Source organism: uncultured Arthrobacter sp., from assembly GCF_902805515.1.
Lineage (GTDB): Bacteria > Actinomycetota > Actinomycetes > Actinomycetales > Micrococcaceae > Arthrobacter_D.
The window spans coordinates 1-10770 of record NZ_CADCTE010000097.1; the positions used below are offsets into that span (position 1 = coordinate 1).

The following is a 10770-nucleotide window of genomic DNA, read 5'->3' on the forward strand; positions in this document are numbered from 1 at the left end:
GGCCTACTGCGCGGCCATCCCTGGTCGCCACTTCGGACCAGCGCACGCCGCACCGAAGCTGGCTCAACCATGCCAAGTGCCATGTGCTTCAGTTCCGGATGGGCGGACGACAAATGGTGGCAGAAACCCGATGATCGGTGCTGGTCGGTGATTGGCCTACTCGGCGGGCTCTGCGTGATGTTCCTGATTTATGCCGTGGGGTACCCCTCGAAATTTGAGCAGGTCTATATCAGAGATGGTTTCTTATGCACCGGGTTATGGAATACATCAACGTAACTTGGAATTTCATCGTCACCCTGTCGGCAGCGGTTCTGAAAATTAGCTTTTGCATCTCCAATCCCATCTGCAGCCACCTACCTATCGTGTTGCCCGAGGCGCCTCGAGTGGTCCGACAAGGGCGAGATACCCAACTTCCTGTCCGAACAACTTCCCAAAGAGCAGCGCGCACACCCACTAACAATCGTGAGGCCGAGTGAACACATCCCGCCACTACACACCGCTCCCCCACCACGTTAGACCCGCCCGCACAAGCGCCCGGTGAGGGATCCTTCAGCGGACAGTTGACGAGGGCCCTTGAGGGGAACCCATTCGCTGTGCGAGATTGAACGGGTGGAACAAATGCGATCAGAAGACAAGTAAGGGTTATGCCTGGTCAGCGGATTCCAGCAACGGGCCCGCATGTCCGGCCAGCAGCAGCCAGGCCCCACCCCGATCCACCCACACCTGGGTCATTGGCATGCGGTACTGCCTGCGACCCTGCCCTGTAGAGACATCGTCAACCACAAGGCATCGGAGAATTGCGGTTTCACCCAGGACAGTGACTTTTGGGTCGCGGAGTTCCTGTCCGTGCCACTCCGCGGAGCCTCCGGTATTCGAACGGACGTACGCGTCCCGATTGAAATGCTCCCCCGTATGGGAAGTCCAGCCAAAAGCCGGGTGCAGGAGTTCGGTAAGCGACCGAGCGTCGCGTCTGCGCAGGAACTCAACCCGCTTCAGTGCCGTATCCAACACGTCTCGTTCAGCCGTCACCGAACGAGCTTGTCATCATGACGGCCCGAACTCAACAAATGCCCTGCCAACAAGATGGCAAAGAAACCGCGGATCAGTCAACCGGGCGGACTGAAGACCCTGACGTCTGCGGTTCCAAACAGACAAACCCACACGGATCCGCTGTCGGTTCACCCACCCAAGACAATGTACGTTGAGCGATGGCCCTGGAGAACCGTGCCCCTGCTGATCCGAACCCCGGAAGCTGCCCTCGCTCCTGATCCTGGCCACTTTCAACGCCCCTTGATCTGGGCAGGATCATAGACTCACCTCATGTCAGTGACGATCGAACGCCTCAACGCCCGCCCCCGGGCCGACTCCGAGCTGGCCACTCTATCCGACGGGGCATGGCCGGCCTTCATCTCCGCCGACAAGACGGTGGCCGCCATCTGGGACCGCGTACGCGGCGAATTCGCCCACCTCGAACTCGCCGCCGTCGCCGCATCCGGGCTGGTGGCCACCGGATGGGCCGTCCCCGTCCGGTGGAACGGGACCCTCGGGGACCTGCCTGCCGGGTTCACCGGAACCCTCTTGCGAGCCCTCGCCAATTTCGACGGGAACGCGGCGCCGAACACCCTCGTCATCTGCGCAGCCCAGCTCCACCCCGGCGTCCAACGAACAGGGCTTGCCGCCCGGCTCCTGAACGCATTTATCGATCTTGCCCCCGGGTACGGTCTGGAATCGGTGATCGTCCCGCTGCGGCCTACCCTGAAGCACCGCTACCCCCTGACACCGATCGGCAGCTACGCCGGTTGGACCCGCGACGACGGTCAGGCACTTGATCCGTGGCTGCGCACCCACCTGCGGATGGGGGCAAAAGTGCTCTGCCCCATCGAGGTATCCCAGACCATGACCGGAACCGTCCCCGAGTGGGAGTCCTGGACGGGGCTGGTCTTCCCCGCCAGCGGTACATACGTTATCGACGGAGGCTTGGCCACCCTCGATGTCGACACCGAACAGGACAACGGGACATACGTCGAACCAGGCATCTGGCTCCAGCACCCAGTCATTTCGGGAAGGAATGTCGGAAGCAGCCTCTAGCCTGAGAAATATCACTCGCAGCAACAGTTCAAGGGAGAAGACCATGGGAAAATCTGCCAAACCATCCAAGAGTCAGCTCTCGAAGGCCGGCGCGAAGCTTGCGTCCAATTCAACGAGCAAGACCGGCAAGTCAAAGGCCGGGTCGACCCTGGGTAGGGGTTAACCCCGAAATAGCATTGGAGTGAGGGCACACGCCGGTGCGGCCCTCACTCCGGCCTTAGGGGCTGAGCGGGCCGGGTGGCACACACCGGCGACGCGGTGATCAGTTGCAGTACTTGGGGCTTCGTGCCCACAATGATCGCTCCGTGGCCGCGGTCCACCCGCCCGCGAAACTGCTCGTTGGGGGATTGCTCTATAAGACACCTACCGGCTAGGCCGGCGGGCGCTACCTGTGGGCCCGTTACGGGCGGCCCAGAGGGTTCCGAGGGTCAGCAGAAGCGGGATGGTGAAGAACACTCCTGCGCCGCCGCCGGCGTTGACGAATCCCACGACACCGATCCACCAGCACAGGGCCGCCGTGAAGACTCCGATGATGGTCAGGGACCCTATTGGCCCTCGCTGAAGGCGGACGACGGCCGGCCGGTGGCGGGTTTTTGGAGGTGTTTGGGCGCACGGGGTTTGCGCCTGCGCGAGGCCAAGAAGGCTCCGAGCGTCAGGAGAACGGGAATGCCGAAGAATACGGCGGCGCCGCCCCCGCTGTTGATGAAGCCGGTCAGCCCGATCCACCAGCACAGGGCGGCGGTGAATCCGCCGAGCAGGAGCAGGGACTTCCTCAGATCCTGTCGGGCAAGAACAGGATTGGGACTGGTGCCGCTCACCTACCAGATAGCCTCGGCCCAACCGGCCGCACCCCCGCATTCACAGGGTGCGGCGCTTCTTTGCAGGATGAAGTGACCTTAACGGACCAGCCGTATTTCACCTCTATCCGCCATCGGCTTTGGAAACCCAGAGTTCGGGCGGATGTGAACGTGAGGCGGAGATCAGTCCGTTTCAGGACCGCAGCAATACGGACAGTCCTGGGAGGGGAATCCTGAGCAGACATCGTTGCTCGCCTCGGACTGCATCCTCTGAACGGAACGGCGGCGTGCGGTCATGGAGCCTCGTACTTCAGGGATGGTTTCAACCGGGACAGTGGAGGTTTTCATGACGTGTTCTCTTTCGTGGAGGTGGAAGCGGTTCGTGGTATCCCGCCAATGCAACTGGGTGCAGGATCTGGGTTCCTCCGGGCATCGTCCTGAGGATAGGTCCGTGGGTGCGTTGAGCGTTCACCCTGACGGGACCAGAGGCACGCCTGTCGTCAGCAATCGCACGGGCATAGTTCTGGTGTCAGTCCAGGGCTACGGGGCCCAGTTCGTCGATTGAGTCACCCGGGCCGGGGTTACCCGGGGTGCTCGTTCCGCCCAGGTGTTTCACGACACCCCATACTGCGTTGAGCCCGGTGGTGATTGCTCCTTCCGCCCAACCCGCAGTGAACGAGATGTCGTCACCGGCGAGGAAGATCCCACGCTGATGCTCGGGCAGCCGGTCCTGAGCAAAGTGGGTGAACAGCCGCTGCTGATAGCGGTAATGGCCGGGCAGGTTCGCCTTGAACGCCCCCATGAAATTGGGGTCCGACTCCCAGGAGACGGTGATGGGTTCCCCAATGATGTGGGAGGCGATATCGACGTCCGGATAGATCTGCTTGAGCGAGTGAAGCATCAGCTCGACCCGCCCGTCGGCGTCCAGAGCCAGCCATTTCAGGGCGTCGTCGTTCCAGGTGTAGGACAGCAGGATGACGGCCGGTTTGTCCGGGCCATTGTCGAGCAGATAGGTGGCCCGCGGCAGCCGGTCAGTGAGCGTCATGCTCATGACGTCGCGCCCGGTGTCAGGGTCGATGTCTTTCCAGAAGGGCCGGTCCACCATGACGAAGGTCTTGGAGGACTGCATGTAGTGGGAGCGCTCCATCGCTGTCCACATCGGCGCGGAGAAAAGCTCTTCCTCGGTGTGGATCCGCGTGGACAGCAGCCACGACTGGCAGGTCGAGACGACGGCCGGGTACTGCGCGGCGCGGCCCCACTTCTCCTCGATCCTGAAGTCTCCGACGCCGCCGCCGGCCCGGGGCGGGCGGGTGATCCGCACGACGGCACCGCGGGGAGAGCCGTTGTGGAGGGAAGCCAGCGACGTTCCCGCGGGCCAGTGGGCGATGTCCTCGGGTGCATGGTGCCACAGGGCTTCGGGCAGGCGCTGGGCGCCGCCGACGATGCTGCGGTGCCCGTCATCGGCGTCCGTGTAGACGACCCGGAGGATCTCGAGGATCGAGTTGGGGAAGTCGGTGTCCCAGCCGCCCGTCCCAAAGCCGACCTGCCCAAAAGCTTCCCGGTGCTCGAAGCCGGCTTCCTTGAAGGCCTTGCTGGCTGCGATGAAGCCGTAGAAGGTCTGCTCGTCCAGATCCTTCACCAGGGTGTTCCACAGCTTCTTGATCCGGCCGGTGTCGCGGGCCCGGATGGCTTCCTGCATCTGCAGGAATTGTGCCCCGTCATCGACGGCGTCACGCCAGGCCTGTGCGACCTCGCCAAAGAATCCGGGGAGCTCCTCAGGGGTGCGGGCGTAGTGTGACCTGCCACCAAGCTCAATGACGGTGCTGGAGGTGACGTCTGACAAGGGGTTGGGGAAAGCCTCGGTGGCCAGCCCAAGCTTGTCCACATAGTGGTAGAACGCGCGTCCAGACACCGGAAAACGCATCCCGCCCAGGTCGGCGGTCACGGAGGGGGCTCCGGCAAAGGACTGAGTCTTGAGCCGTCCGCCGATGTCTCCGGCCTCGTGCACCACCGGGTGCAGACCCAGCTTCATGAGTTCGTAGGCAGTCACCAAGCCCGCCAGGCCCGCCCCGATGACCGCGACCTTCGTGCCCAGCAGATGCTCCGGGACGCTGCCCAGACCTGCGGGATGCTGCAGATAGGTGTCATAGCTGAACGGGAAGTCGGGATTCAGCATGGTGATCGGCGCGGAGCCGGGCCCGGAATGGTTGATGTCGGCCGCAATGGTCATTCGTGGTCCTGTGTGGTCTTGGCGGCGGTGCCGGCAGCGGAAGTTGTCGCGTAATCTTCGTCGGTCATGGCGGCCACGGTCGAGTGCCGGCGCCCGTATCCCAGATACACCGCTCCCCCAACGGTCATCCACAGGGCGAAGACCACCCAGGTGGCGCCTCCGAGGTTGACCATCAGGAACATGCACATGGCCACGGCGAGAATCGGCGTCAGAGGGTACAGCGGGACGCGGAAGGTCCGGGGCAGGTCCGGACGGTTTCGGCGCAGGTAGATGACGGCCACGCTGACCAGGCTGAAGGCGAACAGCGTGCCGATGCTGGTGGCGTCGGCGAGCTCTCCCAGCGGAACGAGCCCGGCGGCGGCGGCGATGACTCCGCCGGTGATCAGCGTGTTGGCGGTCGGTGTGCCGGTCCGGGGAGACACCCGGCTGAAGATGCGGGGAATGAGCCCGTCCCGGGACATTGCCATGAGGATGCGGGTCTGGCCGTAGAGCACAACCAGCACAATGCTGATGATGGCAAGGACGGCGCCTACGGCGAACACCAGCGACACCCAGGGCCGGCCGGTGATTTCCTGGAGGACCCCCACGAGAGCCGCCTCCTGGCCGTCGAACCAATTCCAGGGCCGGGCGCCAATGGCGGCAACCGCCACCAGAATGTAGAGGGACGTGATGATCGCCATGGAAAGGATGATGGCGCGCGGCAGATCCCGCTGCGGATTACGCGCCTCGTCGCCGGCCGTGGAGGCGGCGTCGAACCCGATGTAGGAAAAGAACAGGCGGGAGGCGGCAGCAGCGACGCCCGCAGTGCCCATCGGCAGCAGCGGGTCGAAATTGCGCGAGTCGAAGGCGGTGAAGGCAATAAGGATGAAGAACAGCAGCACCGCAATTTTCAGGACCACCAGCACGGTGTTGACCAGGGCGCTTTCCCTCGCTCCGCGGATCAGCAAAACAGTAGCCAACAGCACGACAGCGACCGCCGGGACGTTGAAAAGTCCGCCTTCGCCGGGGGGCTGGATGAGGGATTCGGGAAGGATGATGCCGAAGATCGCCGCGATCTGGGTGAGGTACTCGCCGGCTCCGACAGCGATGGCGGCGACGGAGACCGCGTATTCCAGGAGCAGGCACCAGCCGCAGATCCATGCCATCCCTTCGCCCATCGTGGCGTAGGTGTACGAGTAGCTGGAGCCCGACACGGGAACGGCACCGGCCATCTCCGCGTAGGACAGTGCCGAGAGCATGGCCGCGACACCGGCGATGACGAAGGAGATCCACACAGCCGGTCCCGCGATGGGCACGGAGTCGCCGAGCACCACGAAGATCCCGGTTCCCAGCGTTGCCCCCACGCTGATCATGGTGAGCTGCAGCAGCCCAAAGCTGCGAATCAGGCCCGTACTGCCGGAATCGGACTCCCGAATCATCTGTTGCAGCGGCTTTCGGCGGCTCAGCTGGCGACCGAGCGTCAGTCGTGAACCCGGGCGCTGCCGCACCGGAGGTGAGATGGTCATGGAAGCGTCCCTTACGATGAGCGGCCATTGGTCTCCACAGACATTAGACGTGTGACCCCGCTCTCACATGGGACAAATTGACCTATAGTTAAGCTCCATGAGCTTAAGTGCACCAGGGAACGCTGGCGGGGCGTCCCCGGCATGGCTTCCACTCACCCGACTTATTGAACATATGCCCGGCGAGCTCGAGGTGGTCCACGTCCCGGAGGAAAGCCTGCTCCGGTCAGTGCGGTGGGTGGCCACGAGCGAGCTGGAGGACCCCACGCCGTTCCTGTTGGGCGGCGAACTGCTGCTCACCGCGGGCATCGTGTTGGCAGGGGCCTCGAGGCCGGCCATAGCGGCATATGTCGAACGCCTGGTGAGGGCCGGGGTCACCGCGTTGGGCCTCGGAGTTTCACCGGTGCACGACGCCGTACCCGCCGGTCTGGGCGAGGCCTGCCTGGGCCACGCACTGCCCCTGCTGCGCATCCCCGAGAGCATCCCCTTCGTGGCCGTTACGCGGAAATTCGCCGGCATGCTGGAGGCCGAGAGCGACCGGGCGGCGCAGGACCTGCTGCGGGTCAACCGTCGGATGCTCCGGGCGGTCCTCTCAACAAGCCCTGAGCGGGAACTGCTTGCCGTGCTGGCGCGGGAGCTGAACGCCTGGGTCGTCCTGACCGATGACGATGGCCGGGTCGCTGCTTCGGCCGGCCAACAGGCCGTTCCCCGGGAGCAGCTGCGGCCCCTTCAGCACCGGATACTGGCCGGAAAGGGGCCACGGGTCGAGGTCACCGGCTTTGAGGCCCCGCGGGCCGCCCATGTGGTGGGCCATCCCTTGCGCAACGAACGTGACATCAACCTCGGCACCCTGGTGCTGGGCTCGGACACCGGCTTCACGCCGCCGCAGACCACGGCGATCTCACTCGCCGTCGGGCTGCTGGAAGTCCTCCTAAGGCAGCGGTCGGTCGGCAACTTCGGGCCAAGCCGCCTGGCGACCGCCTTGCTTCTCGATCGCGCCGCGCTGATGCAGGACCCCGTGGATACCGGACGGACACTTGCACGCCTGCTCGCTCAAAGCATGGCCGGGACGGAGCGGAACCCGATGCGGATTGTTCAAGGAAGCCATCGGGAGCAGCGGAGTCTCCCGTGGCCTCCACCCGCCCCGGAGGAGCTGCAGGAGCTGATCCAGCTACGCCGCCTTCTGGACACAAGACTGGTGGACCTGACCGACTATGGGTTTGCCGCCATCACCCGGTCCGCTGTCCCGGACCGGGTCCTGTCGGACCTTGAACAACTCGGATGGATTGTGGCGGTTGGGGAGCCTGTAGGGCCCGCAGGCCTGCCCGATGGCAACGCACGGGTCGCGGCCGCCCGCCGGCGGGCCTGCACCGAGGGTGCGAGCGTCCGGCTTGAGGACCTCCAGTGGTCCGTGACAGGCCTGCTGGGTGCGGAGTCGGGGCGGCTGATCGCCGGGCGCCTGTTCTCGCCGCTCGATACGCTGCCCGAAGAACGCCGGCGGCTGTTGGTGCAGGTTCTGCGGTGCTGGCTGGACGCTCATGGAAACTGGGACGCCAGCGGCCGGGCGCTCGGAATGCACCGCAACACCGTGCGCCGGCACATTCAGCACATCGCCGACCTTCTCCGCCTCGACATGGACGATGCATCGAACAGGGCCGAACTGCTGATCGCCCTGCAGTTCATGCCCGAGAGTTAGGGAGCCTTCCCGAGCCGGTCAGGCGGAAGGCAGGCCGGCCCACCGCCCGCTGCGGGCGGCCCGCATCACCGCGCAGCGAGACACTCCTTTAGCTGATGAGTCTGTGGAACAGACGGGCCGCCGCTGACGGGCACGGTCATGATTCGAACGAGCGGGCGGATTCCAACGGGCAGGAATCCTACCTTCCGGTCGATGGTGTCAACCAGCGGAGCTAGGGCCGGTCAGCGGTCGTGGCGCTGGCTGGTGAACTCGCGGTAAATCCGGTCCCGTGCACTGTGCTCGACCAGGGTCGGAATGTAAGTCCGGATTCGGCCTCCATCCAAGGTGTCGTACTCCTCCTCGACAATCACCTCGACCTGCGGCCGCGGCGCCTCCGGATAGCGGGCGGCCAGCCGGTCAACGATACGCATGACGACATGGTCTCGGCTGTTCTCCTCCATCGCGTCAGTGTAGCCAGCAGATGACCCCGGCAGCGGACCGTTACGGAACATCAAGCTTCCATGACGGACCCGCGCCACTCAGAAGTCGCTCGAAGCGTTCACCCGGCGGATGGGCTTGATGGAAATGGGCCCGTGCGTTGAATGTACATTCGTACATAGCTATGTGTACGATTGTACTTATGATCGACTACTTCCCCGGTGATTCCCGGACCAACCATGAGCGAATGCTCGCCGGTGACCTCTACATCGCCGACGATCCGGAGATCGCGGCCCAGCAGCAGCGGGCGGTTCGAATGACGAACGAATACCATGCGGCGTTCGTCCAGGACATGGACGCCGCCCGGCCGATCCTTGCCGGACTCCTGCAGGAGCTGGGCGAGGGCGCCCACATCCGGCCGCCCCTGTACGTGGACTATGGCTCCTTCATCACCGTCGGGGCACGGACGTTCATCAATTACAACCTCACGGCCCTGGATGTCGCCCCGATCGTGATCGGGGCGGACTGCCAAATCGGCCCGAACGTGCAGCTGCTCACACCCACTCACCCGGTGGAACCGCAGCCGCGGCGGGACAAGCTCGAGGCCGCACAGCCGATCACCATCGGCGACAACGTGTGGATCGGCGGCGGGGCGATCGTGCTTCCCGGAGTCACGATCGGAGACAACAGCGTGATCGGGGCGGGCGCGGTCGTGACGAGGGACATCCCAGCCAATGTCGTCGCCGTCGGCAACCCTGCCCGGGTCGTCCGGGAGATTTAGCCGGTGGCCGAACGGCGGCATGATCCGCAGCGGCGTGACCGCATCATCGACAGCGCCCTGGCCGTCATCGCCGGGAACGGGGTCGCCGGAACGACACACCGCAAAGTGGCCCAGCACGCCGATGTTCCGCTGGGATCGATGACCTACCATTTCACCGACATGGACGAATTGCTGCTCGAAGCCTTCACCCGGTACGCCGACCGGATCTTCCAGCGCTACTCCGAACGGGTTCTCGCCGCCCACTCCATCGATGACCTGATCGGCGCCGTCGCGGATCTGGTGCATCGTGACCTGGTCCAGTCCCCCGAGGATCTGGTCCTCAGCCTGGAGCTCTACACTTTGGCGGCGAGGCAGCCGGAGTTCCGGCGCATCACCCACCGGTGGATGCGCAACAGCCGCAGCGCCCTGGAGCGGTTCGTTGACTCCGAGACGGCCTTCGACCTCGACGCGCTGATCGAGGGATTGTTCATCCACACCAGCCTGGACCAGACCGCCCGGCCCCGGGCCGACACCGAACGCGCGGTACGCCGGCTCCTGACCTGACCGGGGCGTTTTCCGGCAGATTCTGGCCCCTGCAGGTCAGTGGCTGCTCCTGCCGCCGGGAGCGCCGCCAGCGGTAGACCGTTACCCTGTGGGCGGCGCAGGATCGCTTGTCCCTTCCGTCCTTCGGCATGCCCGCATGCCCTCTTCCCCCATCACCTTCCCCATTACTGCCGAGGATTACCCATGACCGCCACGTACGCTCCAGCCCGCCCGCCGGTGGACCGCCGGGCCCGCCGTGCCCGGGCCGGCGTTGCCGCCCTGTTCTTCACCAATGGCGCACTGTTCGCGAACATCCTGCCGCGCTACCCGGAAATCAAGGCCGACCTGGGTCTGGCCAATCTCGAGTACGGCCTGGCCGTCGCCTCCTTCCCGCTGGGAGCACTGCTGGCGGGACTGGCCGCCGCAACCCTGATCCGGCGCTTCCGCTCCTCCCGGGTCGCCGTCGCCGGCACCGTCCTGACCGGGATCGGCGTCGCCGCGGCAGGATTCGCCGAGTCCTGGCTCGTCCTTGCCGCCGCGCTCCTTCTCGGCGGCGCCATGGACGCCCTCACGGACGTCGGCCAGAACTCCCACGGCCTGCGCGTCCAACAGCTCTACGGGCGCTCGATCCTCAACTCCTTCCACGCCGTCTGGTCCATCGGGGCCATGACCGGCGGACTCATGGGAGGCGCGGCGGTCGCCCTGGGCATACCGCGCGGCGTGCACCTGAGCGCGAA

General features: G+C 65.0%; 11 protein-coding genes. 6 read left to right on the forward strand and 5 right to left on the reverse strand.

Going from position 1 to position 10770, the window contains the following annotated elements; translation table 11 throughout:
- On the forward strand, positions 1–276 hold a 276-nt coding region (locus tag QZX79_RS08430; protein WP_294567506.1), incomplete at its 5' end, for a hypothetical protein.
- Positions 277–642: 366 nt separating this feature from the next.
- Here the strand turns inward: QZX79_RS08430 and QZX79_RS18565 are convergent.
- On the reverse strand, positions 643–1029 hold the full coding sequence (locus QZX79_RS18565; RefSeq protein WP_366484821.1) for a nuclear transport factor 2 family protein: 387 nt from the start codon (positions 1027–1029) through the stop codon (positions 643–645).
- A gap of 291 nt (positions 1030–1320) precedes the next feature.
- Between QZX79_RS18565 and QZX79_RS08435 the strand changes: the two genes are divergently transcribed.
- Positions 1321–2088, forward strand: a complete 768-nt coding sequence (locus QZX79_RS08435) for a hypothetical protein (RefSeq protein ID WP_294567509.1) — start codon at positions 1321–1323, stop codon at positions 2086–2088.
- A 545-nt stretch (positions 2089–2633) separates the two neighbouring features.
- On the opposite strand, the gene QZX79_RS08440 is transcribed toward QZX79_RS08435, so the two are convergent.
- The 3 genes from QZX79_RS08440 to QZX79_RS08450 all read right to left on the reverse strand — a co-directional run bounded on the left by QZX79_RS08440 (position 2634) and on the right by QZX79_RS08450 (position 6620).
- Positions 2634–2906: a hypothetical protein gene (locus tag QZX79_RS08440; protein ID WP_294567511.1), complete on the reverse strand. Its 273-nt coding sequence runs from the start codon at positions 2904–2906 to the stop codon at positions 2634–2636.
- A 508-nt stretch (positions 2907–3414) separates the two neighbouring features.
- Positions 3415–5115: an NAD(P)/FAD-dependent oxidoreductase gene (locus tag QZX79_RS08445; RefSeq protein ID WP_294567513.1), complete on the reverse strand. Its 1701-nt coding sequence runs from the start codon at positions 5113–5115 to the stop codon at positions 3415–3417.
- Positions 5112–6620: an amino acid permease gene (locus QZX79_RS08450; RefSeq protein ID WP_294567515.1), complete on the reverse strand. Its 1509-nt coding sequence runs from the start codon at positions 6618–6620 to the stop codon at positions 5112–5114. Before QZX79_RS08450 ends, QZX79_RS08445 begins: the two co-directional genes overlap by 4 nt.
- Positions 6621–6792: 172 nt before the next feature.
- Between QZX79_RS08450 and QZX79_RS08455 the strand changes: the two genes are divergently transcribed.
- A complete protein-coding gene (locus QZX79_RS08455; RefSeq protein WP_294567517.1) occupies positions 6793–8313 on the forward strand; it encodes a PucR family transcriptional regulator in 1521 nt (506 codons plus the stop codon).
- A 221-nt stretch (positions 8314–8534) separates the two neighbouring features.
- Here QZX79_RS08455 and QZX79_RS08460 read toward each other — a convergent pair whose 3' ends face one another.
- Positions 8535–8804 carry a three-helix bundle dimerization domain-containing protein gene (locus QZX79_RS08460; RefSeq protein WP_294567519.1) on the reverse strand — a complete coding sequence of 90 codons (270 nt, stop codon included), beginning with the start codon at positions 8802–8804 and terminating at the stop codon, positions 8535–8537.
- Positions 8805–8932: 128 nt separating this feature from the next.
- Between QZX79_RS08460 and QZX79_RS08465 the strand changes: the two genes are divergently transcribed.
- From QZX79_RS08465 to QZX79_RS08475, 3 genes are all read left to right on the forward strand, one after another.
- The gene (locus QZX79_RS08465) at positions 8933–9511 is read left to right on the forward strand and encodes a sugar O-acetyltransferase (protein WP_294567521.1); all 579 of its coding nucleotides are present in this window, start codon (positions 8933–8935) and stop codon (positions 9509–9511) included.
- Positions 9512–9514: 3 nt separating this feature from the next.
- Entirely contained in the window at positions 9515–10054 is a 540-nt protein-coding gene (locus QZX79_RS08470; protein WP_294567523.1) for a TetR/AcrR family transcriptional regulator, read from the forward strand.
- A gap of 183 nt (positions 10055–10237) precedes the next feature.
- Positions 10238–10770: MFS transporter (locus tag QZX79_RS08475; protein WP_294567525.1), on the forward strand; the 533-nt coding region annotated here is incomplete at its 3' end.